The 20491-nt window shown below is 41.3% G+C and carries 12 protein-coding genes; 11 read left to right on the top strand and 1 reads right to left on the bottom strand.

Going from position 1 to position 20491, the window contains the following annotated elements:
* Positions 1-9 precede the first annotated feature (9 nt).
* The 8 genes from DWW90_RS15440 (at position 10) to DWW90_RS15405 (ending at position 14391) form a co-directional block, all read left to right on the top strand.
* Positions 10-1605: a glycoside hydrolase family 31 protein gene (locus DWW90_RS15440; RefSeq protein ID WP_122345598.1), complete on the top strand. Its 1596-nt coding sequence runs from the start codon at positions 10-12 to the stop codon at positions 1603-1605.
* A 352-nt stretch (positions 1606-1957) separates the two neighbouring features.
* Positions 1958-2515 carry an RNA polymerase sigma-70 factor gene (locus DWW90_RS15435; protein ID WP_122345597.1) on the top strand — a complete coding sequence of 186 codons (558 nt, stop codon included), beginning with the start codon at positions 1958-1960 and terminating at the stop codon, positions 2513-2515.
* 110 nt (positions 2516-2625) lie between these two features.
* Positions 2626-4623, top strand: a complete 1998-nt coding sequence (locus DWW90_RS15430; RefSeq protein WP_122345596.1) for a hypothetical protein — start codon at positions 2626-2628, stop codon at positions 4621-4623.
* A gap of 31 nt (positions 4624-4654) precedes the next feature.
* A complete protein-coding gene (locus tag DWW90_RS15425; RefSeq protein WP_122345595.1) occupies positions 4655-5599 on the top strand; it encodes a FecR family protein in 945 nt (314 codons plus the stop codon).
* 215 nt (positions 5600-5814) lie between these two features.
* On the top strand, positions 5815-9339 hold the full coding sequence (locus DWW90_RS15420) for a TonB-dependent receptor (RefSeq protein ID WP_158582850.1): 3525 nt from the start codon (positions 5815-5817) through the stop codon (positions 9337-9339).
* 17 nt (positions 9340-9356) lie between these two features.
* Complete coding sequence (locus DWW90_RS15415) at positions 9357-11027, top strand: RagB/SusD family nutrient uptake outer membrane protein (protein ID WP_122345593.1); 1671 nt, start codon at positions 9357-9359, stop codon at positions 11025-11027.
* A 139-nt stretch (positions 11028-11166) separates the two neighbouring features.
* Entirely contained in the window at positions 11167-12879 is a 1713-nt protein-coding gene (locus tag DWW90_RS15410) for a right-handed parallel beta-helix repeat-containing protein (protein ID WP_122345592.1), read from the top strand.
* A 39-nt stretch (positions 12880-12918) separates the two neighbouring features.
* On the top strand, positions 12919-14391 hold the full coding sequence (locus DWW90_RS15405) for a sialate O-acetylesterase (RefSeq protein ID WP_233547775.1): 1473 nt from the start codon (positions 12919-12921) through the stop codon (positions 14389-14391).
* 125 nt (positions 14392-14516) lie between these two features.
* Here the strand turns inward: DWW90_RS15405 and DWW90_RS15400 are convergent, their stop codons facing one another.
* Positions 14517-15311, bottom strand: a complete 795-nt coding sequence (locus DWW90_RS15400) for a phosphatidylinositol-specific phospholipase C/glycerophosphodiester phosphodiesterase family protein (protein ID WP_122345591.1) — start codon at positions 15309-15311, stop codon at positions 14517-14519.
* Between the two features lie 140 nt (positions 15312-15451).
* Here DWW90_RS15400 and DWW90_RS15395 point away from each other — a divergent pair, with 140 nt between their 5' ends.
* From DWW90_RS15395 to DWW90_RS15385, 3 genes are all read left to right on the top strand, one after another.
* A complete protein-coding gene (locus tag DWW90_RS15395; RefSeq protein WP_115499325.1) occupies positions 15452-16066 on the top strand; it encodes an RNA polymerase sigma-70 factor in 615 nt (204 codons plus the stop codon).
* Positions 16067-16201: 135 nt separating this feature from the next.
* On the top strand, positions 16202-17200 hold the full coding sequence (locus DWW90_RS15390) for a FecR family protein (RefSeq protein WP_122345590.1): 999 nt from the start codon (positions 16202-16204) through the stop codon (positions 17198-17200).
* A 48-nt stretch (positions 17201-17248) separates the two neighbouring features.
* Entirely contained in the window at positions 17249-20470 is a 3222-nt protein-coding gene (locus DWW90_RS15385; protein WP_122345589.1) for a TonB-dependent receptor, read from the top strand.
* The last annotated feature ends 21 nt before the right edge of the window (positions 20471-20491 follow it).

Genomic DNA, 20491 nt, shown 5'->3' with positions numbered 1-20491 from the left:
CATTATATCATGAATCAAAAAACAATTTATCTTCTTTTACTGGCTCTTTTGGCATTGCCCTGCTTTGCCGGAAGCAAGTATGAATCGAAAATATCTTCTCTTGCCGGAGAAAAGTGGTGGGGCGGCATGGTCGCCTTAGGCTCGAAGATGCCTTTTGAAGGTGACTTGCGCCTGTTCGACCTCTCTGCCGAGAACCTGAATAACCAGAATGTGCCGCTGCTGCTTTCTTCCGAAGGACGGTATATCTGGAGCGACAAGCCTTTTTCTTTTAAGGTGGAGAATGGGGAACTGCGCCTCTATTCCGATTATGAGAAAATGGAGCCGGTCCTGGCGGGGCGGACATTACGGGATGCTTATATGGCGGCCTCTACTAAATATTTCCCGCCTTCGGGACAGCTGCCGGACCCGCTGTTCTTCTCCATGCCGCAGTATAATACCTGGATTGAGCTGATGTACAACCAGAATCAGGAGGATATCCTGAAATATGCGGATAACGTGTTGGAGAACAAATTCCCGGTAGGCGTCTTTATGGTGGATGATAACTGGCAGAAATACTACGGTAATTTCGACTTCAAGCCCGAACGGTTTCCCGATCCGAAAGGGATGATCGACCGTTTGCACCGTCAGGGTTTCAAGATCATGTTCTGGATTTGCCCGTTTGTCAGCCCGGACAGTCCCGAGTTTCGCGAACTTCAGCAGAAAGGGTATCTGATCAAGAAGAAAGGGACGAATGCCGCAGCGATCATTCCCTGGTGGAACGGATACAGTGCTTGCTATGACCTGAGCAATCCGGCTGCGGCCGAACATTTGAAACAACAGTTGCGCGGTATGCAGGAAAAATACGGTGTGGACGGTTTCAAGTTCGACGCCGGTGACATCGGGCACTATAATGATCCGGAGCTGGAGTTTTACGATAAGTCGGCCACTTCGGTAGATATGTGCCAATATTGGGCGAAGATCGGTTTGGACTTCCCGTTCAATGAATATCGTGCAGGATGGAAGATGGGCGGTGAGGCATTGGTGCAACGCTTAGGTGATAAAGACTATTCCTGGAAGGCTGTCGGCCTCCTTGTGCCGGATATGATTGCCGCCGGATTGCTGGGTTATGCGTATGCTTGCCCGGATATGATCGGCGGAGGACAGTTCGGCTCTTTCTTAGGTGTGGACCAGACGAAGCTCGATCAGGAACTGATCGTCCGTTCCTGCCAGGTGCACGCGTTGATGCCGATGATGCAATTCTCGGTAGCCCCCTGGCGCATCCTCGACGAGAAACATTTGGCTATCTGTCGCGACTATGCGCATCTGCACGAAAAGATGGGGACCTATATCCTCGAACTGGCCCATCATGCCGCCAAGACCGGCGAGCCGATCATCCGCCATATGGAATATGTATTCCCGCATCAGGGTTTCATCGATTGCAAGGACCAGTTTATGTTGGGCGACAAATATCTGGTTGCTCCCGTCCTGACGAAAGAACATACCCGCACAGTCAGGTTGCCAAAAGGCGTATGGCTGGACGATACAGGCAAAAAGTTCAAGGGACCGAAAACAATCGAAGTAACGGCATCGCTGGAACGTTTACCCTGGTTTGAGAAAATAAAGTAGGGAGGGGAGCCTTCTTACTGCAAAATGAAAAATTTGCGACCGGAAGGGTTCCGTCTAAGGACAAAATGAAAAATTTGTACTTAGACGGAGCCCTTCTTGCTGTAAAATGAAAAAATTACAGATAGATGGAACCCTTCTGATCCTGAAAAAATCTTTTTGTAATCAGATGGAACCCTTCTTGTGCAGAATGTCACCGTTTGTAATCAGATGGAAGCCATCTTAGATAAAAAATAACAAAATGTTACATTCGGGGCTGCGGCTTTGATTGGAGCGGTGCAATTGATGATGGATTTTTGGGCAATATGTTTAATTACAAAAAATTGTCATATCTTTATCGATCAAAAGAAAAGCCATGGAGACAACAACCTCGGATATAAAAGCTTTTAATAAGTTGTTTGCTGATTATCATGGATTGTTTGTGCGTTTCGCCAACACATATATTCAAGATGATGCGGCAGCTGAGGATATTGCTGTCGAGGGAATTATGTACTATTGGGAAAACCGCCATACGCTTGCTTCCGACTCGAATATTCCGGCCTATATCCTGGAAACGATCAAACATAAATGTCTGAATTATCTCCGCCACCTTCGTGTCCGTGAAGATGTGGAACAACGTCTTCGGGAGCATCAGCAACGTGTGACTAACCTGCGTATTGTCACCCTCGAAGCCTGCGATCCGCAGGAAATTTTCAGTGACGAGGCCCAACGCCTGGTGGACGAGGCTTTGGCGATGATGTCCGATAAAACCCGGCAAATCTTTATCATGAGCCGCTATGAGAATAAGACTTATCCGGAAATTGCCGCCCATTTCTCCCTGTCGGTCAAAAGTGTCGAATTTCATATATCCAAAGCCTTGAAGATACTGAAGGTGAAGCTGAAAGATTATATGACAATCATGTTGTTTCTGTAAAAGAATACCGTTTTCCAAAAAAACAATCTGTTTATTTAGGGGGTATCTTTGTTGAGGTGCTTATAAATATATGGAACTTGAAAAACACATCACCAATATTTGTAAATAATATGAGAAAACGAATCTATTGTCTTTTGTCCCTTCTGTGGATTAGCTGTATTTCCCTTTCGGCCGCTGACCGTTGGACAATTAATTCTGCCGGTGGCATCACTTGGCAGGTGAATGAAAAAATACCGCATGAAGATCATATCGAAATGAGTGGGTTGAAAGTGTCGACCGTCCTCCGTTACGGAGTCGATGCAAACGGGGCTTTTATGTTGAACCGTAGCATGGTCTGGCCGATGCTGCGTACGATTCCGAATAATACGCATGCCAGCCTGATGCGCCGTTTTGCCTGGAATGTGACGGATATGGTCGAGGTGAACGGGCAATCTCTTTTAAATGAAAAAGTGAAAGATATTACCTTGAACGGAACGATGGTCGTGCAAAGCGAATATCTGCTTCCCCGTAAAGGTAAACTCGAACTGACCCGTATTTTGTTCCCTTCTGTCGCGAGTCCTGCTTTTTGTGAAAAGTATATATTGCGGAATGTCGGCGAATCCGCGGTATCGGTCGAGATCCCTTCTTCCCGTTCTGTTGTCGAAACGGATGCGGCGAAAGGGGTGGACGGGAGTTATAAACTGGTTGCTACGATTGCAGGCCAGACCGCCTGTCAGCTACAGCCGGGTGAAGAGCTTTCTTTTAGTGCTACTTTTGCCGGGTATAAAAAGAATGAAAACGAACAGGTGTTTGATATAGACCGGGAATTGCAGGCACGCCAAAGTTTGATTGCCGGATTCTGGGATAACCTGATACTGGAAACACCCGATCCCGTGATTAATACCATGTTTGCCTTTGCCAAGATACGCGGGGCCGAAAGTATTTATGATACGAAGGGAGGCCTGATGCATGGTCCCGGCGGAGAATCCTACTATGCCGCTATCTGGGCAAACGACCAGGCGGAATATATTAACCCGCTCTTCCCTTATCTGGGATATGAGATCGGGAATCATTCGGCGTTGTGTTCTTACGAACATTTTGCCCGCTTTATGAATCCGGAATATAAGCCGTTGCCCAGTTCGATTATTGCCGAGGGTACGGATATCTGGGCCGGGGCAGGTGATCGAGGTGATGCTGCCATGGTTGCCTACGGCGCTTCGCGTTATGCGCTGTCGCGTGGGGATAAAGCCGAAGCTGAGAAGCTTTGGCCTTTGATTGAATGGACACTCGAATATTGCCGGCGTAATCTGAATGAAGGCGGTGTCGTGGCTTCCGATGCCGACGAATTGGAGGGGCGTTTTCCGGCAGGGAAAGCGAACCTTTGCACCTCTTCCCTCTATTATGATGCGTTGCGTTCGGCCGTTTATCTGGGTAGGGATCTGGGCAAACCGTCTTCACAGCTGGCTGGATATACCAAGCAGGCGGAGACCTTGAAGAAGAATATCGATCGCTATTTTGGCGGAACGGTTGAAGGCTTCAATACCTATCAATACTATGAAGGTAACGATGTGCTGCGTTCCTGGATTTGCATCCCGTTGACTGTCGGAATTTACGACCGGAAAGATGCAACCATACAAGCCCTGTTTTCTCCGCGTCTGTGGACGGAAAACGGCTTGCTGACACAGGCCGGAAGTGAAACGTTCTGGGATCGTTCGACTCTGTATGCCCTGCGGGGTGTGTATGCTTGCGGTGAAACGGAAAAGGCAACCGATTATCTGAAGTTTTATTCGAATCAACGTCTGCTGGGCGAACATGTTCCGTATGCAATCGAGGCATGGCCGGAAGGAAGCCAGCGACATCTGTCTGCCGAAAGCGGTTTGTATTGCCGGATTATCACGGAAGGAATGTTCGGTATTCGTCCGACCGGCCTGAATTCGTTCGTCTTTACTCCGCGTCTTCCGCAGGAATGGGATCATATGAATTTGCGGAAGATCTGCGCTTTCGATAAAGTATTCGATATTGAAGTGAAGCGTATTGACGGCAAGTTGCAAGTCGTCGTTGCTACCGATGGAAAAGTCATCAGTAACCGGAAAATAAGAGAAGGTGAAAATATTCGTATAAAATTTTAGGGGGTCTCTTTTCTGAGGTGCTTATTAATATATGGACAGAAAAGTTTTACAACGTTTTTTTGCAGGAACAGCCTCTTTTGAAGAGGAAGAGGCTGTTTGTAACTGGGTGGATGCTTCCGATGAAAACCGGGAAGAGCTGATCCGGGAACGGAAGTATTTTGACATCTTGTTGCTGCGTAATATAAAGAACAGCAAAAAGGTTCAGTCTGTCCGTCGCTTTGGCCTGCCTCCTGTCATTAGGGAGTCGTTGAAGGTTGCCGCTGCGATTTCCATACTGATTGTTTCTTCTCTGTACATATATAATACGGTGGTGAAACCGGCTCCTGCAGTAGCCCTGAATAAGATTGTCGTCCCTCCGGGACAACGTGCGAATATCACGTTGTCCGATGGAACGAATGTCTGGTTGAATGCTTGTAGCGAGATGACTTATCCGGCTTCTTTTACGCAGGATACCCGTAATGTTTCGTTGAAAGGAGAGGCCTATTTCGATGTTTCCAAAGATGCCAAACATCCTTTTGTCGTGCAGACAAAAAGTTGCGACATAAAGGTCTTGGGTACGAAGTTCAATGTTCAGGCAGAGGAGTTGGATTGTGAGTTTTCCGCTGCTTTGTTGGAAGGCTCTATTGAATTGACGAATAAGACAAAGCAGGGCTCCAAAATTCGGCTATCTCCGATGCAGAAGGCAGAATGGAATGGTAGTGAAATGGTTGTAGATTCAGTACATAACCTGGACAATTATCGTTGGAAAGAGGGATTGATTTGCTTTGAGAACATTCGTTTTGCCGACTTAATGAAACGTTTTGAAAAGACATATGACATTCGTATTGTCATTCAAAACAAAAGACTGGATGACTATAAATGCAGTGGGAAATGCCGTGTCTCGGATGGCGTGGATTTCATTTTGCAGGTGTTGCAGCGCAGTACGCGGTTTACTTTTTCCCGGAATGACGATAATACGATTATCTATATAAAGTAAAATGTGTAACCTTAAATTAAAAACAAAAGAAGCCTATGGGATAAGAGAGAAAACAACATGAAAAAAGGCGATGAATGTGCGAGATTCACCGCCTTCCAACTAACACGTGTCTTAAAACAAGTATTAATCTTTAATATCACAAAGTTATGAATAAAATACCTTTGTCGGGATTTTGTCCTGCACTAAAATCGCGACATAAACATTTATTTAGGATTATGAGAATAACCTATATGTTCTTATTTGCAGCCATTTTCTGCTTGCATGCAGAGAATGCGATATCGCAAAAAATCACCCTGCAGGGTGATAATCTTTCACTGAAAGATTATTTGAATACTATTGAAAAGCAAACGGAATATCTTTTTATTTATGATGCCGGCGTCAATGTAAATAAGAAGATTTCCATGAATATGGTTAGTACATCCATAAAGGAGGTACTGGATAATATGTCTTCCCAGTTAGGATTGAGCTATTCTCAAAAAGGCTCTTACATTGTGTTGTCCAGCTATAAGGTGAAAGAAACTTCCGTTCCGGCCGTTGCCCAACAGAAAAAAACGATTACAGGTGTTGTCACGGATGATATGGGTGAACCGATTATCGGGGCCAATGTGATCGAGAAGGGTACTACGAACGGTATTATTACCGATATGGATGGTAAGTTCACGTTGGAGATTGCTCCGGGAGCGATTGTCCAGGTTTCTTATATCGGTTATAATACGCAGGAAATAAAATTTACAGGTCAAAAAGTAATAAATGTGACTCTATTAGAGAATTCTCAAGACTTGGATGAGGTTATTGTCGTTGCTTATGGTTCGACGAAGAAATCATCATATACAGGTTCTGCTTCTGTAATAAAAACGGAACAACTTGAGAAATTTTCTGGTACGGGGTTTACAGATGCTCTTCAAGGACTATCTACTGGGGTAAATGTGACAGTTGATGCAAATAATCCAGGTGCTGAAGCTCGTATTGCAATACGAGGAATAACGAATATGTCAGGAACAACTACCCCGTTATATATAGTAGACGGAGTTCCTTATGATGGTTCTTTAAATTCGATTAACCCGAATGATATTCAATCTTTGACTGTATTGAAGGATGCAGCGGCCAGCTCTTTGTATGGCTCTCGTGCTGCGAATGGAGTTATTATTATTACAACTAAAATAGGTAAAGAAGGTACTCCGAAAATCAGTGTAAATGCGGGGTGGGGAACTTCTGATAATGCGGTCGGTTATGGGAAAAAAGCTGATCCTAAACAGACATTATTGTTGTATTGGGAAGGTCTTTATAATGATGCTTACTATTATACCGGTGGTTATTCGAAACAAGATGCTGCTAATTATGCAAATGAAAGGCTTATGGGTAAAGTGTTCCATTCGAAAGTTTCTGATTCTAACGGTAATAGTATATATGTGTCTCCATTTAAGCATATAGATGAAAACTGGGTTTTGAATGATGGAAATGGAAATCCTTATATTAATCCAAATTTGGAATATGCTTGGAAAGAATCGGATTGGGATTGGTTTGGAACATACTATAGCCGTAAACTCCGTCAGAATTATAGCGTTGATTTGTCTGGAGCAACTGCTAATGGAAAGACTAAGTATTATACATCAATAGGTTTTCTTGATGATAAGGGTTATGGAGGAAAAGATTATTATAAGCGTTATTCGTTTAATGCAAATGTTAGCTCTGATATAAATAAGTGGTTATCTATGGGGGGGAATGTACGCTATTCTTATTCTCGTCAGAATTCTAATGGACAAACTCGTGCTCTGAATTATACATCAACTCTATCATCTCCATATTTGCGTAATACAGATAATACAGATTGGGTCGTATCGGAAAAAACAGGTAAACGTGTTTATCAATACGGTAAATATACAACGGGATATTTTGGGGCGCATCCATTTGGCTCTTTGGGCGATTATTGGGATAATGATAATGATGAAAGTTTTAACTCTTCTGATGGTACGGAAATTAATGCGAGTTATTATGCTCAATTGACGCTTCCTTATGATATTAAGATTAAATCAATGGTGAATGTAGGGGATAATAACTCACGTAGTTATGGTTATAGCTCCGCTGTTTGGGGCTCTCAACAATCAGAACCATATGGATTTACAATTCTTCCAGGGGGAGGTAATGCAAGCCGTAGCACTTATCAGGTAATGTCTGTGACCAATAGTAACATATTGAGTTGGGATAAAGAATTTAATCAACATCATCTAAACCTGTTGGTGGGACAAGAAACTTATTCTTATCGTACCCAATATACATATGGGTATGGAGAAGGAATCTATCAATTAGGACAATTTGAAATAGCTTCTGCTTCTGATTATTTTCAAGCTTCTTCTTATAGTGATCGTTATGCTCTAATGTCTTGGATTGCTAAAGCGGATTATAATTTTAATGATCGTTATTATGGTTCAGTCTCTTACCGTCGTGATGGTTCTTCTCGTTTCTCTCCTGAAAATCGATGGGGAAATTTCTGGTCTGTTGGAGGTTCCTGGCGTTTGTCACAAGAAAAATATCTGGAAGATGTAGATTGGATTGATAATTTGTCTCTTCGTGCATCTTATGGTACTTCAGGGAATGACCGTTTGATTTCTCGTCAATCAAATGGTAAAGCAGGATCTGAATATCTATATGCTTATCAAGCTGTTTATGGAAGTGATAATCTTTGGAATCAAGCAGGCCTTAAGCCATTGACTTTTGCAGCACCTGATTTGCATTGGGAAAAAAATAAACAATGGAATGTCGCTACTGATTTTTCTCTATTTGGTTGGTTGAATGGTACATTCGAATATTATACACGTGGATCAGACGGATTACTTTATTTCCTTGATTTTCCTTTATCGGCACAAGTTGGTGATGTGACTGGTAAGAATGTTAATTTGGGTAATATACGTAATAGTGGTGTTGAATTGACATTAGGTTTTTCAATCTTTAATACGAAAAAATTTCAATGGCGTATAGATGCCAATGTATCTACTTTGAAAAACGAGGTAACTTATTTGCCGACAAAGGTGGGTTTCTGGTCTAATGTGGTGGCTTATTATAAGCTTGAAGAAGGTGGGTCTTTATATGATTTCTGGGCACCTCGTTTTGCTGGTGTAGATGCCGAAACAGGCTATGCTACATATTACAAGGCAGATGGCTCGGTTGTCAATTCTACAAGCGAGTTAGTAAGGGAAGAGGATTATGTGAAAATTGGATCGGCATTACCAAAGGCTTATGGAGCTGTAACGAACAGTTTTTCATTTAAAAATTTTGATGCGTCATTTATGCTTTATTATTCTTTAGGTGGAAAGATGTATTGTTATAATAAGTCTGAATTAGCGGCTATAGGCAGTGGTCGCTCTCCAGTGTGGGATCTTGTAAAAGATCGTTGGACTGAACCGGGAGATGCGGATGCTAACACTCCGGTTAATTTCTTTGATAATCGTTCAAAGGCTTCAATTGGTTATAGTGATTACTATATCCTGAATAATAATTATTTACGCTTGCGTAATCTTACCATAGGTTATTCTATTCCTAAATCTATTTTGGCTAAAATCGGGATAGAAAGGGCTCGTGTTTATTTTACAGGAGATAATCTACTTACTTTTGGTGAAGCTACGAAATACTATACAGACCCGGAAACGGGTATTTCGGGTAATACATACAATGGGAACTCTGATAGTGAAGGATATGGTGGAGGCCGTCGTTTGTATATGTTTGGAGTTAATCTTGTTTTTTAATTCAAAATAGTCGAACAATGAAAAATATATTTTTAGCAGTATTGGCAATTGTTTTTGTCCCATTATTTTTATTTACAAGTTGTAGTGACTTTCTGGAAACAAATTCCTCAACAGATATAAATGAAGATGTGGCACTTTCCAATACGTCCAATTTGGATAAAGTATTATTGGCTACTTATAAAGGGCTTTTAATGGGAGGAAATGTACCTTCTGCAGATAGAGGACTTTCTGGCTTGACTGGCATGCTTTCGTATTATGATTTGGCTGGGGTGGATATTACAGCTCAAAGTACGATAGGAACGAGTGAATTTACGGCATATAGTTTTGCTGATTCCAGAACCCAGGCAATTGGGGGATATACTCAAGCAATTTGGAGGCAATTTTATGATAACATAAATCGTTGTAATATTATTATAGATGCATTGGAAAATGCAATAGGGACTGATCAGGAAAAAGGTCATATTCGTGGTCAGGCGAAAGCGATTCGTGCGATATCATACTTCCAGCTTATCTTGAATTATCAACAGACTTATGGTTATGCAAAGAATAAACGCGGTGTGATTCTTCGCTTGCACAGTGATGATTCCGAATTTATGTCTTTTTCGACAGTAGAACAGGTTTATGCACAAATTGTGAAAGATTTGGAAGATGCAAAGTCTGAATTGTCTGATTATGATCCAGGCAATGTTTGGCGTATAAGAACGGATGTAGTTTGTGCTTGGTTGGCTCGTGTACATCAAGTGATGGGGAACTGGAATGAGGCTTTGGAAAATGCAAAAATGGCGTATCAGAGTCATTCAACACTCATGAATAAAGATGAATGGTGTAGTGGTTTTGACGATTTGATTCAGAATAATGTGGCAGAATTAATTTGGGGCTATCAAAATACTGATGAGACAAATGTGGGAGATGGTTGTCCTCATGCCATGTGGTTTAATGCGGATCCTGAGTTGGCAGACTCTGAAGGTTATTCTCCTAATATATATAGCTTTCATAGTTATTTTGTAAGTCAACAATGGGTGGATTTATTTGAAAATGATCCAACGGATTATCGCGCAAGCCGTTTGAATACTACGCCTGAAGATATAGAGGCAGATCCTTCTAAGAAATTGACTGATAGTCAGGTGAAATCTGTTATGTTGTGGCATCGTTGTGGTAATTCGGATTTTGAAGTATCTCATAAATGGGCGTATAATAAATTTAAACATTATGGTGTTGATAATAAATGCCGCCCGGATATTTGTCTTATTCGAGCTTCTGAAATGTTGCTTATAATGGCTGAATCTGAGGCTAATCTTGGAAATGTGACAGGGGCTTTGACTTATTTGAAGACTTTGCAAAGTGCAAGAAATGTATCAGTTTTAACATCCTCCACAATAAAAGAGGAGTTATTGGAAGAAATTTATGTGGAGCGCAGGAAAGAACTGTTAGGGGAAGGAGTTACAGGAATGTATGATAACTGTCGCTTGCAAAAAAAAGCTATTCGTATAGGTTCTTCTGTGGAAAATAATTATGCAGGCCATTTTATTAATTATGGATTAAATTATTGGGGAACTCGTTTGGCGGATAATAAATCTGCGGTTATGAATCCAAATGATTATCATTATTTCTTGCAAATACCAGAAGATGAGTTCGCGAAGAACACGGAAATATCAAGTGCAGATCAGAACCCATTTACTGGAGAGTGACCTATTCATCTTTGATATATAATTATATGGCTTTTGTTTACATTTATTGGATTAAAGGATTATGTTTGATAAGTGTAGGCAAAAGCCGTTTTTATATAGCTCGATCTTTCTTATATAAGAGATAAAAACTTAGAATATTATGAAACTATTATTGATTATAGCTTTTTGGCTTAGCGCAATAAGTGCTAATGCCATAAAAACGATTCATTTACAAAAATACTTAGATGCGGATACACTTTCTGCGATAGATGCAACTCCTGCTATTCGAAAAGCTCTTGAAGATTGTGCTCGTACTCATGCTGATGAATTGTTGTTGCCTGAAGGAATCTTGAATCTTAAGCCAGATTGTGCTTTTGAAAGATATGAATATATCAGTAATAATGATCCATCGATCAAACGCATCGCGTTTTATTTGAATAATTTCAAGAACTTTACTATTAAAGGTAATAATACCAAACTCCTTTTTTCCGGATATATATCAGCCTTCAGCCTTGTTGACTGTTCGAATATCGTGATAAAAGGATTATCCATAGATTATTTACACCCATTTGTTTTAGAGTCTAAAATAGTAGATGCCGGTGATGGTTGGTTCGAATTACGATTTCCTGATTCTTATCGTGTCGATTTACATGACGGATCTTTGCGTGTTAGAGATAAACAAGGGATAACATATCCTTTTTCCAGTTTATTGGAATTTGATGTGAATCGTAAAGAAGTTGCTTATCATGCACATGATTATTGGATTTATGGCCGAACTTATCCGGCTGTAAAAACACAAAATGGTACTTATCGAATTTATCGAAAAGATTTTGGTGAAGCAAGAATCGGGAATACAATGGTATTAGGAGCATCTGCACGTTTGAATCCGGCTTTTACTTTATGGGAGTGTAATAGTATTAAATTGGCAGATGTGGATATTAATCATTGTGGCGGTATGGGTGTTATAGCACAAGCTTGTCGGGATATAGAGTTGACTCATGTGAACGTTATTCCGTCTTCTGACTCGGATCGCATAATTAGTGCATCAGCGGATGCAACTCATTTTGTAAATTGCAAAGGTTATATACGATTGATCGATTGTGTTTTTCGAAATCAAAAGGATGACGCAACAAATATTCATGGTTGGTATATGTCTGTTGATCGTATTATTTCTTCAAACAAATTGTTGCTGCGTTGGCGTAATAGTGGTCAGTTTGGTATTGAATTTATCAAAAAGGGGATGATGTTAGAGTTTGTAGATAATAATACGATGGAAAGCTATGCCCGTTTACAAGTGGAGACTGTTAAATATTTAAATTCGGAATATGCAGAAGTTTCTTTTAAGCAGCAAATACCAGATAATGTAACAGTTAAACATGTTGTGGCAGAGGATGATGAGTATCCGGACGTATGGATTAAAGGATGTTATATAGGTAATAATCGGGCACGAGGGTTACTTATTGGTTCGCGTGGTCGGGTTATTGTTGAAGATTGTACATTTCATACTCCAGGCAGTGCAATTCTATTCGAAGGAGATGGTAATTACTGGTATGAACAATCGGGAGTCCGTAATGTCATGATCCGGAATAATGTATTTGACAATTGTATGTATGGATCTCTTAATTGGGGAAATGCATGTATTGCAGTTGGTAGCGGTATTCCGGAGAAGAAAGATTCTCGTTATCATCGAAATATTACAGTGGAGAACAATGTGTTTAAGTCCTTTGATAACCGTATTGTTAATTTGTATTGTGTTGATGGATTTGTATTTAAGAATAATACAATTATACAATCTGATGAATATCATACATATGGTGATCCTAATAAACGTTTTGTTACTGAATACTGTGATAATGTTGTGTTGGATTATTGAGAATTAAAAGTTCCTTTTTATATAAAATGAATTCTTGTGATGAAAAAATGTAGATTATTACTAATGTTATTGATGGTCTCTTATTTGTGCGATGCTAAGGTTGTATTGCCATCTTTGTTGTGCGATAATATGGTACTTCAACGTAACGCCGTAGTTAAATTGTGGGGTGAAGCATCTCCTCTTTCGACAGTCATAATAACAGTATCATGGGATAGCAATACATACGAAACGGCAGTAGGTAAAGATGGACAATGGAGTCAAGATGTGGTTACTACAGAAGCAGGAGGACCTTACTCCATTACTATTAGTGATGGCACACCTATTGTTTTATCGAATATTCTTTTGGGTGAAGTTTGGATTTGTGCAGGACAATCTAATATGGAAATGCCTGTCCAGGGTTTTTTCGGACAGCCTTGTATTGAATCAGTCGAAACAATGAGAGACGCAAAAAAATATCCTGATGTTCGGATGTTTACTGTTGCGCGCAGTTCACAAAAAGTACCTCAATCTAATTGCTCAGGCGAATGGTTGTGCCCTGATCCGGAATCTGTAGGTCTTTTTAGTGCAGTAGGTTATTTTTTTGGTCGTAGTCTGAACCAATATTTGGATATCCCGATTGGTTTGATTTGTACAAGTTGGGGCGGTACTAATATTGAAGCTTGGATGGCAGAAGAGTCGTTAGAGCGGATAAATGTCGATCGGAATTTTATCCGAAAAAATTGGGTTGAAGAGCATTCTACCCCTTCATTACTATACAATGGAATGGTACATCCTTTATTAAAATATGTCGCTAAGGGTTTTATTTGGTATCAAGGAGAAGCAAATCATCGTAATTATTATGATTATAAAACGATGATGGTTGAAATGGTACGTCAATGGCGTGAAGCTTGGGGTAATGTTAAGATGCCTTTTTATTATGTGCAAATTGCTCCTTATTGCTATGATGGTGCCGATTACCGGGCAATGGCTTTGTTAAGAGAAAATCAATACAAAGCGTTGGCCGAAATATCTTATTCTGGTATTGTAGGGACAAACGATGTTGGTTTATATTCTATTATTCATGAGCCGAATAAACTGGTGATTGGTGAACGTTTGTCTTATTTGGCTTTATTGCGTGATTACAAAATCAAAGGTGTTCCGGCAGATGCCCCTACATATAAATCAGTGGAAATAAAGAATGGAAAGGCAATTCTTTCTTTTAACAATATGGCAGTGCCTAATGACCAGCAAGATCCTCGTAGTTTTTCATGGTTGGATGAAGATTTTAAAGTGATTGCGCTAAAGGGGTTTGAAATTGCAGGTTCGGATCGAAAATTTTATCCGGCGAAAGCTCGTTTGCTTTGGTCTGAAAATCAAATAGAGGTATGTGCCGATGAAGTTTCGGAGCCAATAGCTGTTCGTTATGCATTTAAGAATTTTTCTGATGCAAACATAAAAACTACTTTCGGACAACCGCTGGCTCCATTTCGTACAGATGACTGGGAGATATTGCCGGATGAATTGTTTAAGTAAATAGTAGCCTGTCCCCGCCCTGGGTGCGGGGACTTAGGGCTTACTATCTGATACATTTCTGAAAGTTTTCCTATACGTAAATTGCGAGAAAGTGCCGAATTAGTTCCCCGTTATGTCCGGAATAGTTATTGCTTTGGCGCTTGTTGAAGTATCTCATCCAGTGCTTTCAGGTCATCCGCTCCGATCAGGTCTACGCCTTCCTGTATGAAGAGTTTTTTGAACAGAGGTTTGTCTGGCGCTCCCCACCAGCGGAAGAGCTTTCCTTCTGCATGGGTTTGGCGGATATATTCGCGCATTTTTTCGAGTTTGTCGGCCGGTATTTCTCCATCGCCTTTCCAATTGATATACTTTGAATAGTTATCGCTGATAACAGGCATTAATGTAGCCGGGATCCCTTTTCCCAGATCGTCGATTGTGCCGTCGAGGAAGATGAAACGGTTGGTTTCGGCGGCAATTGCTTTACGCGGGCTTCTGCCCGACAGGTAGAACAGGATAGCCGCCTCCTGCAATTTCCCGTCTTTCTCATGGCAGAACAGGGATTCGTATGCTTCCAGTTTCTTTTTCAGGACAAGATACATCGCTTCACCGTCTGTCTTGCAGTCTACCATCAGATAGAACGGACGGTCGCTGCCGGGATACACTTTCCCGTTATTTTTTTTGATCCGTTCTACCAAAGGCAGCAGATATAGTTTATCGAATGTGATATCCGGATTGGGGGCGACCGTGTCGTGTGATACATACAATTCCCCGTCTATGAGCCACAAGTCCGCTTCCACACAGTTGAAGTTAAACGAAAGGGCATCGAATAGCGGATGAGTACGTTCGTAATCATTGTGGGAGAATGCATTGTAATGGACTGTCTGGGCTTGCAATGAACAAGCGAGCAGGCTGATGAATAGCAAGATAATTCTGAGTCTCATATTGGTTGATTATTTATGTAGGTAAAGATAAACAGATTTATTTGATTTATAAGAATATTGTTTACATTTGCCTTGATCAATCGAATAAACCATGAGCAGGGAGATAAGGTATCGCTCATGGGATAAGCAGAAATTCTGATATGAAGAACTTCACAGACGAGAAAATATTATTGCAGGAGATAAAAGACGGAAACGGCGAAGCATTCGAGTTCCTGTTCAACAGTTATTATCCTCGATTGCGGGGATATGCTGCTCGTTTTGTGAATGACGACGAAGCTGTCCGGGATATTATCCAGGAAAGTTTTTTGAAGTTCTGGGAGAAACGCGATCTGATAGAAGCAGTCTCCGTCTCGTCCCTTCTTTTTGCAATGGTGCGGAATGCCTGTCTCAATTATTTGAAACATCTGCGGCTGGTCGAGCAACATAGCCTGGAACATTTGGATGCGGTGGCCGGGCAGGAAGAACTTTATTATTGGGATTTTAATCTGGGACCTGAACATACCCTTCTGTATAAAGAACTGCAAGAACAGGTCAAGATCGTAATGAATGACCTGCCGTCGCGTTGCCGCGAAGTTTTCGAGATGAGCCGCTTCAGGAAAATGAAAAACCGGGAGATTGCGGATGCTCTCCAGATATCGACTACGGCAGTCGAAAAACATATAGCCAAAGCTTTAGCCCGCTTTTCCGTACATTTCAAGGAAAAATATCCATTGGATATATATATTGCGATATTGGCCTGGCTTCTTGCTGATTAATGCGGGTGAAGTCATTGTTTTCATATCAGGATAATTGGACATTTATCTTGGTATGGAATTTTTTTTGTAAAATTCAAACCTCATAGGTTGGGTAGAATTTAATTGAGTTGTTACATCATATAGAAAGCAAAAGTAATGAAAGAACAGGAGATCGATAATCATCAGTTGGCAATACGTTATTTTGAAGGACGTATTTCTCCTTCCGAAGAAGAAATTCTTTTCCGGTTTGTAAATGTCGTTCCTGAAAATAAGAATGTTTTTCGCAGATGGGAAGAAGAATGGATGCTTTCCAGTAAACTTATCCCGGAAGTTTCCAATGAATGGAGACAGCTACAACGCCGGATGCAGGTACGTCAGTCATTAAGCAGTGTGTTTAGTCCTAAACACAAGCAATTGCAGCGATTTATCGCAGTCGCTGCAATTGCTTTTCTCCTATTGTTGGGAGGAACGTACGGTCTCTACCAGTACCGGGCCGCAGACACCGCCGGCAATCTCTTTGCAATGGAAACTGCCTATGGCGAGAAAAGCAAGCTGATTCTGGCAGACGGCACAGTCGTATGGCTGAATGCCGGTTCTTCTTTACGTTATGCCGGTAATTTCAATACGAAAAACCGCGAAGTCTTTTTAATCGGTGAAGCCTATTTCGAGGTAATGAAGCAGTCGGATGGCACGCCTTTTACGGTGAATACCGATCATTATAGTGTATTGGTGAAAGGAACCAAATTTAATGTGTCGTCTTATCCTGAAGATATGCTGGCAAAGACGGCTCTACTGGAAGGTGCGATCGATATCTTATATCAAGGTAAACATATAGCGGTTGCACCGGGTGAATTGCTGAGTCTCGATAAGCAGAACGGTAGTTTTTCCCGTCAGAAAGTGCAGGCGTCCCAATATAAATCGTGGACGGAGGGGAGAGTTGAATATGATAAAATCACGCTCAACGAACTGGCAATCCGCTTATCCCGTAAGTACGACGTTCGGATTCATCTGGATGACAACTTGGAGAAAGAGGTCGCTTTCCGTGTCTCGCTTAGGAATGAAGAAACTGTCGGAGATGTTTTCCAGGCTCTTTCTGAGATCATTCCGATCCGCTACGAACGGCGGGGCAGGGATATTTATATCAAGAAACAATAGCGCAATTGTTAATATATTATTAAATCTAATTCTTTAATTTATTGGTTTATGTATAGAAAACATGTAGGAAGGGCTTTGATCCTTGCCTTGATGCTTTCTGGAGCTACCTCCATGAATGCACAGCGGATCACCCGGCAGTTTAAGAATGTTCCTTTAAAAGCTGTATTGGCAGAAGTAGAGAAAGAACTACAGTACTCCATCATTTATAAGACAGACGAAGTAAATGAGCGAAAACAGATCACGCACAATTTTAACGACGCGTCGTTGGAAGAAGTGCTGTCTGCCATATTGGACAACGGATTGACCTATTCCATTCAGGATAAAATGATCGTTATATCCAGGAAAGGAAATGCTGAACCCTCCGTTTCCCAGCAAAAACAGATCATCGTAAAAGGTATCGTGAAAGACGAAAACGGCGATCCTGTTGCCGGCGCGAATGTAGTAGAAAAAGGAACGACTAACGGCACGATTACGGATATGGACGGCGGCTTTTCCTTGTCTGTATCCGCAGGTGCAAAGTTGAGTGTGACGTATATCGGTTACCTGAATCAAGACGTCGCAATAGGTAAAAACCAAACATCCTTGAATGTGCAGCTAAAAGAAGACACGCAGGCGTTGGATGAGGTGGTTGTGGTTGGTTATGGTTCTGTCAAAAAACGTGACTTAACAGGGTCTGTCTCGCAAATATCATCTTCATCGATTCAGAACCAGGCTGTAATGAAGGACCCGATGCAGGCTTTGCAGGGTAAGATTGCAGGGGCGGATATTACGATGGGAAATTCTCCGGGATCGTCTTCTACGATTGTGATTCGTGGATATAATTCGATCAATGCGGGTAATGATCCGTTAATCGTAGTAGATGATGCGCCGTTCGGCGGAAAAATAGATGAGATTAATCCGGCAGAAATTGAGTCTATCGACGTTTTAAAAGATGCTTCTTCTACTGCCATCTACGGTTCGCGTGGAGCAAACGGTGTTGTTATCATTACAACTAAACGTGCACGTAAAGATGCTAAATTGTCTGTTAGCTATGATGGTTATGTCGGTGTATCCAAATCATTCAAGAATTACGATATGATGAGTGGTGAAAAGTATGCGGACTGGAAAAGAGTGGCAAATTACGGGAAGACCGATAAGGAAATATTTGACGATATTCAGTTGAATGCATTGAATACAGGGCAGTTCGTAGACTGGCAGGACTTGATGTTTAGCGGTACGGGATATAAGACGGATCATAATGTTAGCATTAACCAGTCAAATGGGCGTAACCGTAATATGTTGGTATTAGGCTATAATAAAGATCAAAGCATTATTGACAATATGGGATATGAACGTTTCTCGGCCCGTATCAATGGTGACATGGAATTGGCGAAGAATTTGACGGTCGGATATTCTTCATTGTTGGCATTAACGACGCGCAATAACGGGGACAACAGTGTATGGAAATACGGTACTGTACTCGATCCATTGACGCAGGTTTATGATGAGAACGGAGATTTGCGTTTTTATAATAGCGGTTGGTATCAGACTGTATTACACTCAAATCCCATGTTCGATACTGATAAGAACAATGTGGATAATAAAGAAAAACGTAGTCGTGTCCTTTTAAACCTGTATGCGGACTGGGAGATAATCAAAGGATTGAAATTTCGCACGAGTTTGACGTATGGTTTATCCTCTATTGAGAATGGAGTTTATAAGAGCTCAACTTCGCAATCCCGGCAATTAGCTTCATCTTCTGCTGAATTTAAAAAGACGAATGAGCAACAGATTACTTTCACCAATGTACTGAATTATAAGAAAGTGCTGGATAAACATGCGTTTGATGTCTCATTGGTACACGATATGCAGACATCCAGAAATGAGTTGGTGGGCCTGACCGGACAAGATATGCCGTATTTTGGCTCTTGGTATAATGTAAATGAAGCACCGGATGTCTATACGCGTCTTTCTTCTATCAAAAAATGGGCGCTTCTTTCATTTATGGGAAGAATTAATTATACGTTTAAGGATCGTTATCTGTTGACCTTGACCGGCCGTTATGATGGCTCTTCGCGTTTGGCAAAAGGTAATAAATGGGACTTTTTCCCCTCTGCTGCATTGGCTTGGCGTATGAATGATGAAGCTTTCCTTAAAGAGGTCGATTGGCTTTCGAACCTAAAGCTGCGCTTAAGCTGGGGTAATTCCGGCAATACGGCAATATCCGAATATGCAACTCAGGGTGCATTAGGTAAATATGTGTATTATTTCGGAACGACGGAACAATCGGCAATGGGCTATCTTCCTACCGAATTGGCTAATAATCAATTAGGATGGGAACGTACGGAAGAATATAATGTCGGTATAGATTTCGGATTCCTGAATAATCGGATTAGCGGTTCGATTGACGGATATATCCGGAATACAAGCGATTTGTTGATGAAACGTAATTTACCGGTCAACACTGGCTATGAATTTACCTGGCAGAATGTTGGTAAAACGCGTAATTCCGGTATAGAAATAGCCTTGAACACTGTTCCTGTCGTGACTAAAGATTTCAGATGGACTGTTGATCTTACTTTCGGCTATAATAAGAATGAAATAGTTGAACTGTTTAATGGAAAAGAAGACAGTCCGGGGAATAAATGGTTTATCGGAGAACCTCTTTATGTGGAACGCCTGTATAAATATGCAGGAGTTTGGCAGTATGGCGAGGAAGAAGAGGCGGCAAGATATGGACGTGAACCCGGAGCTCCCAAGGTGGAAGATGTAAATAATAATGGAAGCTATGATCAGGATGATTTATTTACATATAATAAAATACCGAAATGGACAGCCGGTTTATCTACAGGCTTTTACTACAAGAATTTCGATTTGAATATCTATTTTTATACGCGTCAGAAATACGGACAGGTTTTAGGTATCTTGACTGATGAGGCGGGCTCTACCCGTTATAATCACTTGAATGTTGATTTCTGGACTCCGGATAATCCCGCAAATGAATGTCCGAAGCCTGCCATTACAAATCCGCAGGATTTATTGACTTCCAGTGATTATGCCTATCGGGATTTGTCATTCATCCGTTTAAAGAATATCAATTTAGGATATACACTGCCTAAGGAGATCTCCCGGAAATTCTACAGTGAGAAATTCAGGATGTATTTCATGGTTGAGAATCCTTATACATGGACAAAGAGTGATTATGTTGGGCTTGACCCGGAAAACTGTAATGCTTATACGGACCATCGCCCGCTGACATCATTTGTTTTTGGTGTGAATGCAACTTTTTAATCATCTAATGAGGAATATAGA

Source organism: Parabacteroides sp. AF17-28 (assembly GCF_003479205.1).
Taxonomy (GTDB): Bacteria; Bacteroidota; Bacteroidia; order Bacteroidales; family Tannerellaceae; genus Parabacteroides; species Parabacteroides acidifaciens.
The sequence above is the reverse complement of the archived record's forward strand: the minus strand, read 5'-3'. Positions and strand labels throughout refer to the sequence as shown.